The sequence below is a fragment of the Pseudomonas sp. PVC-3-1 genome, assembly GCF_057444315.1.
This window is the reverse complement of sequence record NZ_CM172023.1, coordinates 6027583-6044752: the sequence shown is the minus strand read 5'-3', so window position 1 is coordinate 6044752 and position 17170 is coordinate 6027583. Positions and strand designations below refer to the sequence as shown.

Annotated in this window: 17 protein-coding genes; 8 read left to right on the top strand and 9 right to left on the bottom strand. The window is 64.9% G+C overall.

The features are described 5' to 3' along the window. Positions 1–4: 4 nt before the first annotated feature. The 6 genes from lepB to pdxJ all read left to right on the top strand — a co-directional run bounded on the left by lepB (position 5) and on the right by pdxJ (position 4531). Positions 5–859, top strand: a complete 855-nt coding sequence (gene lepB, locus AC2T4A_RS27935) for a signal peptidase I (protein WP_416747482.1) — start codon at positions 5–7, stop codon at positions 857–859. 142 nt (positions 860–1001) lie between these two features. Beyond that, positions 1002–1379 (top strand): DUF4845 domain-containing protein, encoded by a 378-nt coding sequence (locus tag AC2T4A_RS27930; protein ID WP_486742311.1) that lies wholly within the window; start codon positions 1002–1004, stop codon positions 1377–1379. Then, the gene (gene rnc / locus AC2T4A_RS27925) at positions 1376–2068 is read left to right on the top strand and encodes a ribonuclease III (RefSeq protein WP_017517395.1); all 693 of its coding nucleotides are present in this window, start codon (positions 1376–1378) and stop codon (positions 2066–2068) included. Before AC2T4A_RS27930 ends, rnc begins: the two co-directional genes overlap by 4 nt. Next, positions 2061–3002 (top strand): GTPase Era, encoded by a 942-nt coding sequence (era, locus tag AC2T4A_RS27920; RefSeq protein ID WP_486742310.1) that lies wholly within the window; start codon positions 2061–2063, stop codon positions 3000–3002. The genes rnc and era overlap by 8 nt, the downstream gene beginning before the upstream one ends. Positions 3003–3090: 88 nt before the next feature. Beyond that, positions 3091–3795, top strand: a complete 705-nt coding sequence (gene recO, locus AC2T4A_RS27915; protein WP_416747489.1) for a DNA repair protein RecO — start codon at positions 3091–3093, stop codon at positions 3793–3795. Next, the gene (pdxJ, locus tag AC2T4A_RS27910) at positions 3788–4531 is read left to right on the top strand and encodes a pyridoxine 5'-phosphate synthase (protein ID WP_017517398.1); all 744 of its coding nucleotides are present in this window, start codon (positions 3788–3790) and stop codon (positions 4529–4531) included. Before recO ends, pdxJ begins: the two co-directional genes overlap by 8 nt. Positions 4532–4683: 152 nt before the next feature. Here the strand turns inward: pdxJ and cmoB are convergent, their stop codons facing one another. The 8 genes from cmoB to AC2T4A_RS27870 form a co-directional block, all read right to left on the bottom strand. Beyond that, on the bottom strand, positions 4684–5652 hold the full coding sequence (cmoB, locus tag AC2T4A_RS27905) for a tRNA 5-methoxyuridine(34)/uridine 5-oxyacetic acid(34) synthase CmoB (RefSeq protein ID WP_478377183.1): 969 nt from the start codon (positions 5650–5652) through the stop codon (positions 4684–4686). Then, complete coding sequence (cmoA, locus tag AC2T4A_RS27900; RefSeq protein ID WP_486742309.1) at positions 5649–6389, bottom strand: carboxy-S-adenosyl-L-methionine synthase CmoA; 741 nt, start codon at positions 6387–6389, stop codon at positions 5649–5651. Before cmoA ends, cmoB begins: the two co-directional genes overlap by 4 nt. Before the next feature lie 113 nt (positions 6390–6502). Continuing rightward, positions 6503–7075, bottom strand: a complete 573-nt coding sequence (locus AC2T4A_RS27895) for a hypothetical protein (RefSeq protein WP_026078837.1) — start codon at positions 7073–7075, stop codon at positions 6503–6505. 87 nt (positions 7076–7162) lie between these two features. Continuing rightward, the gene (locus AC2T4A_RS27890) at positions 7163–7909 is read right to left on the bottom strand and encodes a substrate-binding periplasmic protein (RefSeq protein WP_416747496.1); all 747 of its coding nucleotides are present in this window, start codon (positions 7907–7909) and stop codon (positions 7163–7165) included. 1 nt (position 7910) lies between these two features. Further along, positions 7911–8585, bottom strand: a complete 675-nt coding sequence (locus AC2T4A_RS27885; RefSeq protein WP_416747498.1) for a lysoplasmalogenase — start codon at positions 8583–8585, stop codon at positions 7911–7913. A 106-nt stretch (positions 8586–8691) separates the two neighbouring features. Next, positions 8692–9087, bottom strand: coding sequence for a protease inhibitor I42 family protein (locus AC2T4A_RS27880; protein WP_416747500.1), 396 nt, complete (start codon positions 9085–9087; stop codon positions 8692–8694). 535 nt (positions 9088–9622) lie between these two features. Beyond that, complete coding sequence (lon, locus tag AC2T4A_RS27875; RefSeq protein ID WP_478377179.1) at positions 9623–12022, bottom strand: endopeptidase La; 2400 nt, start codon at positions 12020–12022, stop codon at positions 9623–9625. A gap of 129 nt (positions 12023–12151) precedes the next feature. Then, entirely contained in the window at positions 12152–12946 is a 795-nt protein-coding gene (locus AC2T4A_RS27870) for an AraC family transcriptional regulator (RefSeq protein WP_416747504.1), read from the bottom strand. Between the two features lie 84 nt (positions 12947–13030). Between AC2T4A_RS27870 and AC2T4A_RS27865 the strand changes: the two genes are divergently transcribed. Then, positions 13031–13909, top strand: coding sequence for an ATP-binding protein (locus tag AC2T4A_RS27865; RefSeq protein ID WP_486742308.1), 879 nt, complete (start codon positions 13031–13033; stop codon positions 13907–13909). Positions 13910–13912: 3 nt separating this feature from the next. Here the strand turns inward: AC2T4A_RS27865 and AC2T4A_RS27860 are convergent, their stop codons facing one another. Then, positions 13913–15961, bottom strand: coding sequence for a TonB-dependent receptor (locus tag AC2T4A_RS27860; protein ID WP_486742307.1), 2049 nt, complete (start codon positions 15959–15961; stop codon positions 13913–13915). Between the two features lie 248 nt (positions 15962–16209). Between AC2T4A_RS27860 and AC2T4A_RS27855 the strand changes: the two genes are divergently transcribed. Further along, positions 16210–16959, top strand: a complete 750-nt coding sequence (locus tag AC2T4A_RS27855; RefSeq protein WP_478377176.1) for a helix-turn-helix transcriptional regulator — start codon at positions 16210–16212, stop codon at positions 16957–16959. Positions 16960–17170 lie beyond the last annotated feature (211 nt).

Genomic DNA, 17170 nt, shown 5'->3' with positions numbered 1-17170 from the left:
CCCTATGACCCTGAATTTCCCGCTGTTGCTGGTGATTGCCGTCGCGGTATGCGGCGTTCTCGCCCTGGTGGACCTGGTGCTGTTCGCACCGCGCCGCCGGGCAGCCATTTCCGCCTATGAAGGTTCGGTCAGCGAAGCTGACCCGCAAGTGCTGGAAAAGCTGAACAAGGAGCCGGTACTCGTCGAGTACGGCAAATCGTTCTTCCCGGTGCTGTTCATCGTGCTGGTGCTGCGTTCGTTTCTGGTTGAGCCCTTCCAGATCCCGTCAGGCTCGATGAAACCGACCCTGGAAGTGGGCGATTTCATCCTGGTGAACAAGTTCGCCTACGGCATTCGCCTGCCGGTGCTGGATACCAAGGTGATCCCGGTGGGTGACCCGCAGCGTGGCGATGTCATGGTGTTCCGCTATCCCAGCGATCCGAACATCAACTACATCAAGCGCGTTATCGGCGTGCCGGGCGACACCATTCGCTATACCAGCGACAAGCGCCTGTACATCAACGACCAGGCCGTGGCCGAGTCGCTGGTGGGCGAAGAGCCGGGCACCCTGGGCAGCGTGACCCTGTACCAGGAAAAGCTGGGTGCCGTGGAGCACATGATCCGCAAGGAAATGACCCGCTTCCGCATCGAGCCGGGCAAGCAGTGGAAAGTGCCGGCCGACCATTACTTCATGATGGGCGACAACCGCGACAACTCCAACGACAGCCGCTACTGGAACGATCCGAAGATTCCGAAGGACCTGCTGGGCATGGTTCCGGACCGCAATATCGTCGGCAAGGCGTTCGCGGTTTGGATGAGCTGGCCGGACCCGAAAATGCGCAATCTGCCGAATTTCTCGCGAGTCGGCGTGATTCACTAAACTTGTGAGACGGTCCAGGCCGGCACGGCTGGAACGATGCTAGAAAAGAGCGGGGCTGCACGCGGGGAGCGAGGCAGCCCCGCTTCACTTGGACCTGCCGCGGCTGGCGGGCAAATAAGAAAGATACCGACATGAGGTCGATATGACGTACGCACGTTCGCAGAAGGGGATGTCGTTGCTGGGCTGGCTGGTCGTGCTCGCCATCGTGGCGTTTGTCGCCAGCGCCGCGTTCAAGGTTTTTCCGCATTACATGGACAATTTTGCCATTGAGAAGGCTATTACTTCGGTTGAAACCGACAAAGCCGCGGATGTTCGCACTGTTCCGGAGTTTTACGCGTATGTGGGTAAGGCTTTAACGATTAATGGGATACGCGACCTCAAACTGGAAGATGCGCTGGACGTGCAACTCGAGAACAACGAGTTCCGCGCCCACCTGAAGTACGAAAAACGCGAGCCACTGGTCCAGAACATCGACCTGGTGGTCAAATTTGACAAAGAATTCCGTGTACGAATGCCGTGAGTAACAACAGTCTGGATCGACTCGAGCGCAAGCTTGGCTATACCTTCCGCGACCAGGACCTGATGGTCCTGGCGCTGACCCATCGCAGTTTCGCCGGGCGCAACAACGAGCGCCTGGAGTTCCTCGGCGACGCCATCCTCAACTTCGTCATCGGCGAAGCCCTGTTCACCCACTTCCCCCAGGCCCGCGAAGGCCAGCTGTCGCGTCTGCGTGCGCGACTGGTGAAAGGCGAGACCCTGGCCCTGCTGGCCCGTGGTTTCGAAATCGGCGATTACCTGCGACTGGGCTCGGGCGAGCTGAAGAGCGGCGGTTATCGCCGTGAGTCGATCCTGGCTGACGCCATGGAGGCGCTGATCGGTGCCATCTATCTGGACACCGGCATGGATTCCGCCCGTGAGCGGATCATGGACTGGCTCGGCCCGCAACTGCGCGAGCTGACCCCGGTGGATACCAACAAGGACCCCAAGACCCGCCTGCAGGAATTCCTGCAGTCCCGCGGGTGCGAACTGCCGCGTTATGACGTGGTGGATATCCAGGGCGAACCGCATTGCCGCACTTTCTTCGTGGAGTGCGAGGTGGCCCTGCTGAATGACAAGACCCACGGTCACGGCGGCAGTCGCCGCATCGCCGAGCAGGTGGCCGCTGCCGCCGCCCTGGCAGCCCTGGGCGTGGAGAATGGCCATGAGTGAGCACGAGCAAGACAAGCACGACCCATCCGAGCACGATGAAGCAGGAGCCGTTCGTTGCGGTTATGTCGCCATCGTGGGCCGCCCCAACGTAGGCAAGTCGACCCTGCTCAACCACATCCTCGGGCAGAAGCTGGCGATCACTTCGCGCAAGCCGCAGACCACTCGCCATACCCTGCTGGGCATCAAGACCGAGGGTGACGTGCAGGCGGTGTATGTCGACACCCCCGGCCTGCACAAGGACAACGACAAAGCGCTCAACCGCTACATGAACCGTTCGGCCAGCGCCGCGCTGAAGGACGTAGACGTGGTGATCTTCGTCGTCGACCGCAACCGCTGGACCGACGAAGACCAGATGGTCTACGACAAGGTCAAGTACGTGAGCTGCCCGGTCCTGCTGGCGGTGAACAAGGTTGACCGTATGGAAGACAAGGGCGAGTTGCTGCCGCACCTGCAGTGGCTGGCCGAGCAGCTGCCCAACGCCGAAGTCGTACCGATTTCCGCCCAGCACGGGCAGAACCTCGATGTGCTCGAAGGCCTGGTGGCCGAGCGTCTGCCGGAGAGCGAGCACTTCTTCCCGGAAGACCAGATCACCGACCGCAGCAGCCGCTTCCTGGCTGCCGAGCTGGTGCGCGAGAAGATCATGCGCCAGCTGGGCGCTGAGCTGCCGTACCAGGTCACCGTGGAGATCGAAGAGTTCAAGCAGGATGGTCCGATTCTGCACATCCATGCGCTGATCCTGGTGGAACGCGACGGCCAGAAGAAGATCATCATCGGCGAGAAGGGCGAGCGCATCAAAAGCATCGGCCAGAACGCGCGCAAGGACATGGAAGTACTGTTCGATTCCAAGGTCATGCTCAACCTCTGGGTGAAAGTGAAGGGCGGCTGGTCCGACGACGAGCGCGCACTGCGTTCGCTGGGCTACGGCGACCTCTGATCCTGGTTGCTCCGCGAGCTTTCGCGGGGCGCAGCCTCCGGGCGCCTGAGCGCGCCCGTCTCTCGACTCCCACTCCAGGCGCAGCGCCATGAGCCTCGCTTCCACTGCCCAAGCCGCCTTCGTCCTGCACAGCCGTCCCTACAAGGAAACCAGCGCGCTGGTGGATTTCTTCACCCCGCAGGGACGGTTGCGTGCCGTTCTGCGTGGCGCGCGGGGCAAGGCGGGGGCTCTGGCGCGCCCGTTCGTGCCGCTGGAGGCCGAATTCCGCGGGCGCAGCGATCTGAAGAACGTCGTGCGGCTGGAGCCCAATGGCATTCCCAATCTGCTCAGTGGCGAGGCGCTGTTCAGCGGCCTCTACCTGAACGAGCTGATGGTTCGCCTGCTACCGGCGGAAGACCCGCATCCTGCGCTCTTCGAGCATTACCGAGCGACCTTGCCGCTGCTGGCCGCCGGTAGTCCGCTGGAGCCACTGCTGCGTTCCTTCGAATGGCGGTTGCTGGACGACCTGGGCTATGGTTTTTCCCTGGACACCGATATCGTCGGCCAGAGCGTCGCCCCGGACGGTCTCTATCGCCTGCTGCCCGACTCCGGCCTGGAACCGGTCGGCAGTCTGCAGCCTGGCCTGTTCCACGGTGCCGATCTGCTGGCCATGGCCGAAGCCGACTGGAGCGCTCCCGGCGCCCTGGCGGCGGCCAAGCGCCTGATGCGCCAGGCCCTGGCGCCCCATCTTGGCGGCCGACCGCTGGTCAGCCGCGAGCTCTTCATGAATCGCAAGGACAACTCCCGTGACTGAAGCCAACCGTATCCTGCTCGGCGTGAACATCGACCACGTCGCCACCCTGCGCCAGGCCCGCGGCACCCGTTATCCCGACCCGGTGAAAGCCGCGTTGGACGCCGAGGAAGCCGGCGCCGACGGCATCACCGTGCACCTGCGCGAAGATCGCCGGCACATCCAGGACCGCGACGTGCGCGTGCTCGCCGAAGTGCTGCAGACCCGCATGAACTTCGAGATGGGCGTTACCGAGGAGATGATGAAGTTCGCCGAGATCATCCGCCCGGCCCATGTCTGCCTGGTTCCGGAGACCCGCCAGGAGCTGACCACCGAAGGCGGCCTGGACGTCGCCGGCCAGGAAGCGCGTATCCGCGAAGCGGTGCAGCGCCTGGCCGCTGCCGGTTGTGAAGTGTCGCTGTTCATCGATCCGGATCAGCGCCAGATTGAGGCCTCTGCGCGCATCGGTGCGCCGGCCGTCGAGCTGCACACCGGTCGCTATGCCGACGCCCACAACCCGGCCGAAGCCGCCCATGAGCTGGCGCGCATCCGCGATGGCGTGGAGTTCGGTCTGTCCCACGGGCTGATCGTCAACGCCGGCCATGGTCTGCATTACCACAATGCCGAGCCGGTGGCGGCCATTGCCGGGATCAACGAGCTGAATATCGGCCACGCGATTGTCGCCCATGCGCTGTTCGTGGGCTTCAAGCAGGCGGTTGCCGAGATGAAGGCGCTGATCGTGGCGGCGGCCAATCGCTGATCCGGCTGCCAGACGGCGTACAACCGCGAGCGGTTGTACGCCCTACGCCACTGATTGAGGGTGGTTCGCGAGCAAGGGCTGGGCGCCCCCCTCGGTCCTACAAGGAGCAGTGCTCTTCGTAGGAGCGAGCTTGCTCGCGAACCTGTCGAGACTTACGGCTTGCGCGCGACCAGGGTGGCGCGCAGCGGCGCCGGCAGGCCTTCGAGGGTGCGGCTGTGGTCGTTCGGATCGAGGAAGTCCGGCAGCGACTGGTAGCGCATCCACTCAGTGGCGCGTTGTTCCTCCACCGAGGTGCGGCTGATATCCACGCTGTGCACATCGGTGAAGCCCGCACGGCGCAGCCATAGCTCCAGTGCCGGCACCGATGGCAGGAACCACACGTTGCGCATCTGCGCGTAGCGGTCCTCGGGCACCAGCACGGTGTTCACGTCGCCTTCCACCACCAGGGTTTCCAGCACCAGTTCACCGCCACGGCGCAGGCAGTCCTTGAGCGCCAGCAGGTGGTCGATGGGCGAGCGGCGATGGTAGAGCACGCCCATGGAGAACACCGTATCGAAGCCTTCCAGCTTCTCGGGCAGGTCTTCCAGGGCGAAGGGCAGATGCCAGGCAGGCAGGTCCGGCAGGTAGCGCTTCATGGCGAGGAACTGGCAGAAGAACAGCCAGTTCGGGTCCACGCCCACCACGCTGCGCGCGCCAGCGCCAAGCATGCGCCACTGGTAATAGCCGTTTCCGCAGCCGACATCGAGGACGCGCTTGCCCATCAGGTCGATGTGCGGCGAAACGCGATCCCATTTCCAGTCCGAACGCCATTCGGTGTCGATGTGCACGCCGAACAGGTTGAACGGCCCCTTGCGCCACGGGATCAGTCCCTGCAACGCCAGCGTAAGCTGATCGCGGGTCGCTTCGTCGCAGGCGCCTTCCAGGTTGAAGCGCTCGCGCAATTCGACGGCAGCGGCTTGCAGCGCCGGCAGACGATCCACCGCGGCCAGCCAGCGATCGAGATCGCCATGGCCATCGTCGACCTTGCTGGCCAGTTGCGCGGGCAGCGAGGCCGCCCAGGATTCCAGTGGCGTGCCGGCCAGTTCAAGGCGCAGGCGGTCGAGGTCGAAGCGTTCGATCATGGCAGGGCAATCAGGGAAGCGAAGTTGAGGCACTGGAACCAGGGCACGACCTTGGAGAATCCTGCGGCCAGCAGGCGCTCGCGGTGGGTCTCCAGGGTGTCGGGGCGCATGACGTTCTCGATGGCGGTGCGCTTCTGGGCGATTTCCAGTTCGCTGTAGCCATTGGCGCGCTTGAAGTCGATATGCAGGTCGGTGAGCAGTTCGTGCTCCTGCTCGTCGGCGAAGCGCAGTTTTTCCGAGAGGATCAGCGCGCCGCCGGGCAGCAGGACGCTGTGCAGGCGGGTGAGCAGTTCCAGGCGTTGTTCAGGGGCGATGAACTGCAGGGTGAAGTTCAGCGCGATCAGCGAGCAGGGCTTGAGGTCCAGCTTCAGGATGTCCGCCTCGATCAGTTCGACCGGCAGCAGTTCCTGGTGCATGGCGTCCTGGGCGCGCAGGTATTCGCCGCAGCGCTCGATCATCGGTGCGGAGTTGTCGACACCGATGACGCGGCAGCCTTCGGTCTTCACATGGCGGCGCAGCGCCTGGGTCACGGCGCCCAACGAGCAGCCGAGGTCGTAGAGCACGCTGTTCGGCGTGGCGAAGCGCGCGCCGAGCACGCCGATGTTCTCGACAATGGTGGGGTAGCCCGGCACCGATCGCTTGATCATGTCCGGGAAGACGCGCACCACGTCCTCGTTGAAGGTGAAGTCGGGAACCTGGGGTTGCGGCTGGGCGAAGATGCGGTCGGATTCGCTCACGCTGGATGGGGCCTCGTTACGCTGAACAGGCAACCAGGCGCGGCGCGCCCGGTCTGCCGGGGCGCGCATTGTAGCCGAGGCGCGGGGTGCGCCCAAGCTTCAGCCGATAAGGGTCACTTGAGCTGGTCGGAGAAGTATTCGCCAGCGCCCTGCAGCGGGCCGAGGGGGTTCTTCTTGTCTTCCATGCGGCGGATGTTCGGCTCGCCGTTGCTGGTCTTGTGCACGACCACGTCGTCGATCAGCACGAACACCGGGCGGAACGACCAGCCTTGCACCTGGCGGCGCTTGCGGAAGTTGAAGATGTCGGCCCAGAAGCTGCCCACGCGCTGGCTGTCGGTCTTGTTGAAGTCGAAGGCGTAGCCGATGCAGCGATCCTTGGCCTGCAGGCACGTCACCAGGCCGTCGGGCAGGTAGTCGATGGGGATGTTGGGCTGCACGAAGAGCAGGCGCACGTCGATGAACGAAAGCATCTTGGCGTTGCCCTGGGACAGCGGATCGAAGCCCAGCGCGTAGAGCTGCGACTTGGTGGTCTTGCCAGGGTCGACCTGGTTGTAGCGGCTCTGTGCATCCTGGTAATCCAGGAATGGTGATTGCACTTCCGCGCGTTCGCTGGGCAGCAGGCTGCCACAGGCAGAGAGCGTCAGGCAGGCTCCCAGCAACAACATCGAGCGAACTACTGCACGCATGGAGCTCCCCTTTTCCCAGTCTCTTATTAATTGATCTATAGCCGATGACAGAGGGCTCTGCCGGACTTTTCTCACGCCTTCGCAGGGCTAGTCAACGGCGATTCCGTAACCCTGCATCAGGGGTTTCCACTGGTCGTTGCGGCGCAGTTCTCGCAGTCCTTCGTCGAGATCGGCCAGGCGGTCCTGCACGCCATCCAGGCGAGGATTCAAGGCGACGTACATGGGACGTTTATCGGCGAGCTCACCGGCTGCTTGAATGCTCGCCGACAGGCCGTGGCGATGCAGGTAATGCTCGACGATCTGACTGTCCTCCAGCAGCACCGTGATGCGCCCCAGCAGCAGCTTCTGGATATTGCGTTCGAGGACTTTCTCGCCGCTGAGTACCTGAACCTGTTCATGGTTGGACAGGTGCTCGTCGCGCCAGGCGTCCAGTTCCTTGCCGTAGGAATAGCCCTGAGCCAGCCCGATGGACTGGCTGCTCAGCGAGGTCGGACCTTGCCAGGTCCAGGGGTTGTCGTTGCGCACGTAGAAACGCATGGTCACCCAGCCGATGGGCTCTTCGCCGATCAGCAACTCCTCGGACTCTTCGCTGTAGGCGCCGACTACGCCATCCACCAGCCCCTCGCGAGCCATCTGCAGGGCGCGCGGCCAGGGCAGGGGTTCGAACAGCGGCGGTTGCGGCAGCACCTGGCCGAGGGCTTCGAGCAGGTAGCCGGGCTTGTCCGGATCGTCCGGGCAGAGATAGGGGCACCAGTCGTCGCCGGCCAGGCGCAGGGGTTCGGCGCTGGCCAGTGCCGAACACAGGAGCAGCAGCGGTGAAGCAATTCGCAGCATGTCAGACCCGGGAAGTGGTTTGTCCTTCCGAGTATGGCAGAGCGATATGACGGGATGTGACGGACGCAGCGATGCCGAACTGGCCGAGCCAGTAGGTGAGCATGATGGCGTAGGAGGAGCCGTCGAAGGCGGCGACGAAGCGGCTGATGCCGATCATCGAGTCGGAGCTGACGAACAGCAACGCACCCAGCGCGGCGAGTAGCCGGCTGGCATTGGCGATAGAGGGCACGCCGAGACGGGCGATGGCACGCCAGAGCATGGCGCTGATGGTCAGGCTGTACAGCGCAATGGGTAACAGCAGCGGGCCGAGACCGCGGCTATGGAGCAGGGCGAACAGGCCGCCACCCAGGGCGCCTGCGACCAGCAGGCCGAGCGGGGCGAAGCGGCGCGTGTCGCCGAGGTAGGCGACCAGGTAAGCGAGATGAGCCAGCAGGAAGGCGGCGAGACCGGGCACGAAGGCGTTGATCGGCCATTCCAGCAGGATGTCGCCGAGCATCGACAGCACCAGGCCGATGGCGACCCAGCGGCGGTAGCCGTCGGCGGGCGTGCCGAGAATCCAGAAAAGCATGGCCAGGACCGGCAGCGGCTTGCACAGCATGCGCAGGACGGGCAGGTCGAAGGTGACAGCGAACAGGTAGGCGACACCGCCGATCAGTGCCAAGAGTGCCCAGCGCATGGGGTTCCCTCCCGAGGAAATGAACGGCCACTGTGCCGCAGGCCGGCGCCTGGCCTACAGGCCGAAGGCGTCAGCGCGAGCGGCTTATGGCGCCGGGCTCGGCGGGTTACTTCACGGCGATGGGACAGGTGAAGGTCTGCGCGGGGGCGACTTCGGCTTCCCAGGGGCGGCGGTAGGCCAGTTCCAGCTTGTCCTCGCCGGCAGCGGTCACGCGGAAGCGCCAGGTGGATTCGCCGGCGCTGCCGACCAGGCCTGCGTCTTCCGGGTTGCTGTAGACCTCCGGGCCGAGCGGGCGCAGCAGGCCGTTGGCGGCGTTGCGCATTTCCCAGCGGAAGCCGGTGGTGGGGTTGCTTGGCAGGATCAGCACCAGCTCCTGGCCGGTGTGCAGTTTCAGCGGCTTGCAGTCGCTGGCGTCTTCCAGGGTGACCACGGGTTTGGGCTGCCCGGCGCAGCCGGCGAGCAGGGCCAGGGAGAGGGGCAGCAATGAGCGGTACGACGGCATGACGGCTCCTGAGTGGGGACAGGTTGGGCCGCAGGATAACGCAATCGGGGTTTCAAGCGGACTGTGTTCGCCTTGTGTGTCGTTAGGTGCCTCTGCGCCGCTTCGGTTTGCTCGGATGTATTGGGTTTCGCCCCCTCAGGCGACCTGCTTTGGCAAACGACCCAATGTAGGCAAAGGTCTTGCCCCTCCATCCGGTTTTTCGCTTGGCGCGAAAAATACCCTCGTTGAAGCGAAGTTTCAGGGGCGCGCGGCGAAGGGCCATCCCTGGCCCATCGCCGCTCTCGCGACATCCATGTCGCTCAATCCCTGAAGCTCCGCCTCAACGAGGCCTCCTGAAACGGGGCAGTTCGGAGTGTGTGGTGGTTTCTCTGGAAATCACTGAAGCCAGAGTCAGAGCCAGAACCAGAGCGCGGGCATGCCTTTCATGTAGGAGCGAGCTTGCTCGCGAACCTTCCCCGCTGCGGAGGTTATTCGCGAGCAAGAACTAGGCGTCCCCTCGCTCCTACAGGTCGAATGCGCCGCAGGGGGGCGCAAGTCAGCTCGGGAACAGCACCTTCGCCACGTCCCCATAGCGTTTGGCGAAATGTACCGTCAGCCCTTCCTTCAGATACTCCGGCAGCTCCTCGAAGTCCCCCCGGTTGGGCTCGGGCAGGATCAGCTCGAAGATCTTCTGCCGGCGCGCCGCGATGACCTTCTCGCGCACCCCGCCAATGGGCAGCACCTGGCCGGTGAGGGTCAGCTCGCCGGTCATGGCCACGCCTTTCTTCGGCGCCTGGTTGCGCGCCAGAGACAGCAGGGCGCTGGCCATGGTCACGCCGGCGCTGGGGCCATCCTTGGGCGTGGCGCCTTCCGGCACGTGCACGTGGACGAAGGCCTGGTCGAAGAAGTTCGACTCGCCGCCGTACTTCTTCAGGTTCGAGCTGATGTAGCTGTAGGCGATCTCCGCCGATTCCTTCATCACGTCGCCCAGTTGCCCGGTGAGCTTGAAGCCACGGTTGAGCGTATGGATGCGCGTCGCCTCGATGGGTAGCGTCGCGCCGCCCATGCTGGTCCAGGCAAGGCCGGTGATCACGCCGACGCCGGAAAGCACCTGCTCGGTGCGGAACACCGGCGTGCCGAGGTATTCCTCCAGGTCCTTGGCGCCGATCTTCACCACTGAATCCGGGTCTTCCAGCAGCTTCATCACCGACTTGCGCACCAGCTTGCCGAGCACTTTTTCCAGCTGGCGCACGCCGGCCTCGCGGGCGTAACCCTCGATCACTGCGCGCAGGGCGGCATCGTTGATCGACAGGCGATTCTTCGGCACGCCGGCCTTTTCCAGCTGCTTGGGCCACAGGTGACGCTTGGCGATGGCCAGCTTCTCTTCGGCGATGTAGCCGGACAGGCGAATGACTTCCATGCGGTCCAGCAGCGGGCCGGGGATGGAGTCCAGGGTGTTGGCGGTGCAGACGAACAGCACCTTGGACAGATCCAGGCGCAGGTCCAGATAGTGGTCGAGGAACTCCACGTTCTGCTCCGGATCGAGCGTCTCCAGCAGCGCCGAGGCGGGGTCGCCCTGGTAGCTGCTGCCGAGCTTGTCGATCTCGTCGAGCATGATCACCGGGTTCATAACCTCGACGTCCTTCAGCGCCTGCACCAGCTTGCCGGGCAGGGCGCCAATGTAGGTGCGGCGATGGCCCTTGATCTCCGCCTCGTCACGCATGCCGCCGACGCTGAAGCGGTAGAACGGCCGCCCCAGGCTCTCGGCGATGGACTTGCCGATGCTGGTCTTGCCCACGCCGGGCGGGCCCACCAGCAGCACGATGGAGCCGGCGATCTCGCCCTTGAAGGTGCCGACCGCGAGGAACTCGAGGATGCGGTCCTTCACGTCTTCCAGGCCGGAATGGTGCCGGTCGAGGACCTTGCGCGCGTGCTTGAGGTCGAGCTTGTCGACGCCCATCAAGCCCCACGGCACCGAGGTCGCCCAGTCGAGGTAATTGCGCGTGACGGCGTACTCCGGCGAGCCGGTCTCCAGGATCGACAGCTTGTTCAGCTCTTCGTCGATGCGTTTCTTCGCCTGGTCGGGCAGGGTCTTGCCTTCCAGGCGTGCGCGGAATTCGTCGGAGTCGGCGCTCTTGTCGTCCTTGGTGATGCCCAGTTCCTGCTGGATGATCTTCAGCTGTTCCTGCAGGAAGAACTCGCGCTGGCGCTCGCCGATCTTGCGATTGACCTCGGCGGACAGCTCCTTCTGCAGGCGCGCGACTTCCACTTCCTTGCGCAGTAGTGGCAGCACTTTCTCCATGCGCTTGAGCATCGGCACGGTGTCCAGCACGCCCTGCAGCTCGGAGCCGGGCGCAGTGGTCAGCGCGGCGGCGAAATCGGTCAGCGGCGACGGGTCGTTGGGGTTGAAGCGATTGAGGTAGTTCTTCAGCTCTTCGCTGTACAGCGGGTTGAGCGGCAGCAGTTCCTTGATCGCGTTGATCAGGGCCATGCCGTAGGCCTTCACCTCGTCGCTCGGGTCGCTGGGCGTGTGCGGATATTCCACTTCCACCAGGAAGGGCGGGCGATGGCGCTTGAGCCAGCCGCGGATGCGCACGCGCGACAGGCCCTGGGCGACGAACTGCAGCTTGCCGCCCTCGCGGCTGGCGTGGTGCACGCGCACCAGCGTGCCGTGCTCGGGCAGGCTGTCCGGGTCGAAGTGGCGGGGATCTTCCGGCGGGTTCTCCATGAAGAACAGCGCCAGGCTGTGGTGCTCGGTCTTGGCGACCAGTTCGAGCGTCTCCGCCCACGGCTCCTCGTTGACGATCACCGGCAGCACCTGCGCCGGGAAGAACGGGCGGTTGTGGATCGGGATGACATAGACCGTGGTCGGCAGGTTCTGCCCCGGCAATACCAGCCCGGTATTGCTGACCTCTTCGGCGCTGTGGATATCGTGAATCTCGTCGTGGTCGCTCATGAGGCACCTGACTGATTGAACATGACAGTCTAGATGGGGAAACCGGAGCAGGGTTTCAATCCCATCGTTTCAGCGGATGTGTCCGAGGATGTTGCGGCCGATTGTTTACGATCGGAGCTTACGAGGGGATTAGCGGCGCGGGCGCAGGAAATCGCTGGGCGGCCGGCCGAACTGGCGGCTGAACATGGCGCTGAAGGCGCTGGGCGTGCTGTAGCCCACTTCCAGTGCCACGCTCAGCACGCTCTCGCCCAGGGCCAGGCGTTCCAGCGCGGCCAGCAGGCGTGCCTGTTGGCGCCATTGGCCGAAGGTCAGCCCGGTTTCGGTGCAGAACCAGCGTTGCACCGTCTTGCTGTCGACATTCAGCCGCGCCGCCCAGTCGGCAAGGCCGGCACTGTCGCCGGGTTGCGCCTGGATGGCCTGGCACAGTGCGCGCAGGCGCGGATGGGCGGGCAGCGGCAGGTGCAGCGGCAGCATGGGGTCTTCGCGCAGTTCATCGAGCATCAGGCCAAGGACGCGGCCGTCGCGGGAATCCGGGGTGACCTCGCCACTGATCGACAGCGCCGCCAGGATCAGTTCCCGCAGCAGTGGCGAGACCGCCAGCACGCAGCAGTCCGGCGGCAGATGCGGGGCGCTGCCCGGTTCGACATAAAGGGTGCGCACCTGAACGTCGCCGACCATGCGCGTCCAGTGTTCCACGCCGCCGGGTATCCACAGCCCCCGGTTGTCCGGCACCACCCACTGGCCGCTGGCGCTGCCGACCACCAGCACGCCGCGCACGGCGTAGAGCAGTTGCGCGCGATGATGGCTGTGCGCTGGCACCTGATGGCCATCGGGGAAGTCCAGAGCGATGGCTGCTACCGGGCTGGCGGCCCGTTCATTGCCATGGTTTTCCAGCGGCTGGGTCGGAATGTCCTTTTTGCGCATCTGGATGCCTGTTTGTCGTTAGACGACCACTTTCCTCCATCGTTAGGCTGCTGAACAGTCCCCATCTGCTTCGATGATCCCGCCATGACCGAGCTTTCCATAAACGCACTGGCCTCCATCACCGAGCAACTGGCGCGTATCGCCCGGTTGCTCGAACAATCCCTGCCGACCCGCGCCGAGCTGGCGCTGGAAGACAGCGCCATCGCCCACCTCTGGGAGTACCGCCAGGGCCAGCCGCGCCTGACACCGGTGGTCGAACCGGCACTGATTGCCTTCGATGACCTGCGCAATGTCGACCGGCAGAAGGCGCTGATCGAGCAGAACACCCGCCAGTTCGTGTCCGGCCGACCGGCCAACAACGTGCTGCTGACCGGCGCCCGTGGCACCGGCAAGAGTTCGTTGGTGAAGGCCTGCCTGCACGCTTTCCACGCTGAGGGGCTGCGCCTGATCGAGGTGGACAAGGAGCACCTGGCCGATCTGCCGCAAATCATCGACTTGCTGCGCCATCGCCCGGAGCGCTTCGTGCTGTTCTGCGACGACCTGTCCTTCGAGGATGGCGAGACCGCTTACAAGGGTCTGAAGACCGTGCTTGATGGCTCGGTCGCCGGCCAGTCGGGCAACGTGCTGATCTACGCCACGTCCAATCGCCGCCACCTGCTGGCCGAGCGCGCCGAGGACAACCTGTCCTTCCAGCGCAGCGAGAGCGGCGAGCTGCACCCGGGCGAAGCGGTGGAGGAGAAGATCTCGCTTTCCGAGCGCTTCGGCCTGTGGATATCTTTCTATGCCTTCAGCCAGGAGCAGTACCTGGAGGCGGTTGCGCGCTGGCTGGAATACCACGGCCTGGGCGGCGTAGCGCAGGAGGAGTGGGAGCAGGCGGCGATCCGCTGGGCGACCCATCGCGGGTCGCGGTCCGGGCGGATCGCCGCGCAGTTCGCCCGGGATTTCGCCGGGCGTCGGCCGTAGCCTTTAGAACGCCACTTTTACCCCCGCCTGGATGCCACGCCCGCCAGCCGGCACGCTGTCGCGCAGGATCGAGCTGGCGTAGCGCACGGTCTGGTCGCTCAGGTTCTCGCCCTTGACGAAGGCCAACCAGCGGCTGTCGCCCAGGTCGAAGCGGTAGCCGAGGCTGGCGCCGAGGGTGGTATAGCCGTCGGTGCGCAGTTCGTTCTCCGGCACGCGGTTCTGGTCGGCGGCGTATTCCACGTCGACCCGCGCCTGCCACTGCTGCAGCTCCCACAGCAGCGCGCTGTTCAGGCGTAGCGGGGCGATGCGCGGCAGCGCTTCGCCGGTGTCCTTGTTCTTGGCGCGGGTGTAGTCGCCGGACAGTTCCAGGTCGAAGCGGCCGTAGGGGCTGTCCAGCAGGTGGATGCGGTCCTGTGCCTCGACGCCGTAGAAGTCCGCTTTCACACCGCTGTAGAGGTACTCGGGCAGGGCCTCGTCGTCTCCGGCTGCCACCACCTCGCCTTCCTCGTCGCGATAGCGTCCGCTGGCCAGCAGGCCGATGTAGTTGGAGAAGCGGCTGTAGAACACGCCGACGCTGCCTTTGTGGCGGCCGCTGTCGAAGCGCAGGGCGAGGTCGGTGGAGACGGCTTTTTCCTTGCTTGCGTCGGCATCGCCCACTTCATAGGTGCCGGTAGCGGCGTGGGCGCCGTTGGCATACAGCTCGTAGAAGGTCGGTGCCCGCTCGGTGTAGGCCAGGGTGCCCGCCAGCGACCAGATCGGCGTCAGCTTGTACACCGCGCCCGTGGACAGGCTGCCCGCAGTGAAGCTGCGCGAACCGTCATTCTCGGCGAAGCGCTCATTGTCCTTGGCGTTCGGGTCGATGCGTGTGTGCTCGGCGCGGCCGCCCAGGTTCAGCGTCAGGCGTTCGGTGGTCTGCCAGTTCTCCAGGAAGAACAGTGCCGCGCTGTCAGTCTCGGTGTGCGGCACGAAGGCTTCTTCGCCCAGCGCGGAGAAGCGGCTGTTGGCGATCTGCGCGCCGACCACGCCGTCCAGCGGGCCGATGGGTTTATGCCGCGCTTCGATGCGCGCCTCGTAGCCGTCGTTCTTGAAGGTGGTGCCGGTCTCGCCGTCCTCGATTTCCTTGTGCTGGTATTCGGTGTAGGCGGCGTCCAGCTTCACTGAGCTGAAGGGGCCTTCGAGGTCGCGGATTTCCGAGGCGAAGGCGTAGCGGTCCTGCTGCATCTTCAGCCGCACGTCGTCTTCGGCAGGCGAGCCGTAGTTGCTGTCGTAGCCGCTATAGGACAGGCCGGCATAGCCGTGGTCCCAGTGGTAGCTGCCGCCGATGGCGCCGCTGTCCTGGCGGCCGTCACTGTTGTTCACACGGTGCTTGGAGTCGTCGCCATCGGTCTGGCGCTGGCGTGCCGAATGGGCGTAGCCGGGGATGCGCAGGTCGTTGAACTCGCGGGAGCCGGCGTCCAGATGCAGGGCGAAGGCGCCGTCACCGGCTTCCAGCGCGCCAGCGGCGCTGCGGGTGGTGTCCGAGCCGCCGTAGCGCAGCTCGCCCTGGCCGTGGATGCCATCCACCGGTTCGCTGGGGATGCGGTTGTCGAAGCTGTTGACCACGCCGCCGATGGCGTTGCCGCCATAGAGCAGGGCGGCCGGGCCGCGAACCACTTCGATGCGCTCGACCACATTGGGGTCTTCCGGCACGGCATGGTCGTAGGACAGCGAGGAGGCGTCCAGCGCGCCCACGCCATTGCGCAGGATTCGAATGCGGTCGCCGTCCATGCCGCGGATCACCGGGCGGCTGGCGCCGGGGCCGAACCAGGTGGAGGACACGCCTGGCGTCCCGTTGAGGGTTTCACCCAGGCTGCCTTTCTGCCGCAGGGTCAGCTCGTCGCCCGACAACACGCTGCTGGGCGCGGCAGGGGATGCGTCGCCCAGCGGGTTCGCGGTAATTACCTGGGGCTCCAGTTCGGTGGGGGCGGCATCGGCCAGCGAAGGCGCACCGGCGCAGAGGGCGAGGCCCAGCGGTGCGAAACGCCAGCGCGGGCGGGGAAGGGATGGGGGCATGACGAACTCCTGGTTTTTCTTCTGGCAAAGCGAGCCCCTCCCAGGTGGTCAGGGATATGCCAGGCGGCGGGAAGGGGGAATTGGAATGTGTTATTTGTTATAACATAACATATCCATCGGTTAGCAATATTTTCTGGCTTAGATGCTTTGGTGCTTTCACGTCGCTGGAGTTGCGCCTGGTTGCACCTGTGCGCTGGGCAGGTTGGGCCGAATCCCGTACCATGCTCAAAATTTGATCACCCAGTGCCATGTTCGATACCCGCCTCGCCACACTGTCCGACCAGACCGATCAGCACGCCCACGATCATCACCAGTTGGTGATGTCCCTCAGCGGCCGCGCGGAATTCGAGATCGGCGGCGCGGGCGGCGAGGTCTGCCGCATGCGCGCGTGCCTGGTGCCGGGGGATGTCGGGCACGAGTTCGCCGGGTTGGGCGACAACCGCATGCTGATCGTCGATCTCGACGAGGCCGGCACTGGCGAGCAGGACCGCGAACTGTTGGCGCGGCTGTTCGAGGCGCCGCGCTACCCGACCCTGGATGCGGACTTCCAGAACCTGCTCAGCTACGCCGGCGCCGAGATCGCCCGCTACGGCGATGACCCGCTGCTGGCCCGCGCCCTGGGCGGCGTGCTGCTGCGGGCGCTGCACCTGCGGCTGTTCGGTGAGGATCGCGCGCCGCGCAACGGGCCGCTGGATCTGGAGCGGCTGGATGGCTATATCGCCGCTCACCTGTCCCGGCGCATTACCGTGGCCGAGCTGGCGCAGGTGTCGTGCCTGAGCCCCAGCCACTTCCATGCGCAGTTCAAGGATCGCGTCGGCCTGACCCCGCACCAGTATTTGCTGCGCCAGCGCCTCGATTGCGCCGCGCGTCTGCTACGCGAAACCGACCTGCCGTTGGTCGGCGTCGCCGGGGAATGCGGTTTCTCCAGCCAGAGCGCGTTGACCACGGCCATGCGCCGCTACCTGGGATTGACCCCGGGCAGCCTGCGCCGCTCTTGAATCCGCTAGCCTGCGCCACTCCTGATTGCTGATCGAACGGTCAATTGTCGACCTGCAGGTGCCGGAGTCTTTTGCAAGAACTCCAGAGCTTTCAGCAAGAAATTCGCAGGGTGCAACCCATAGAGTCCGCCCACCGCGTTGCTGGTGTTCCAAGGTGCAACCCGGTCAGACCAAGAACAACAGCCAGCTCGATACGCGGGAGGGGCAGCAT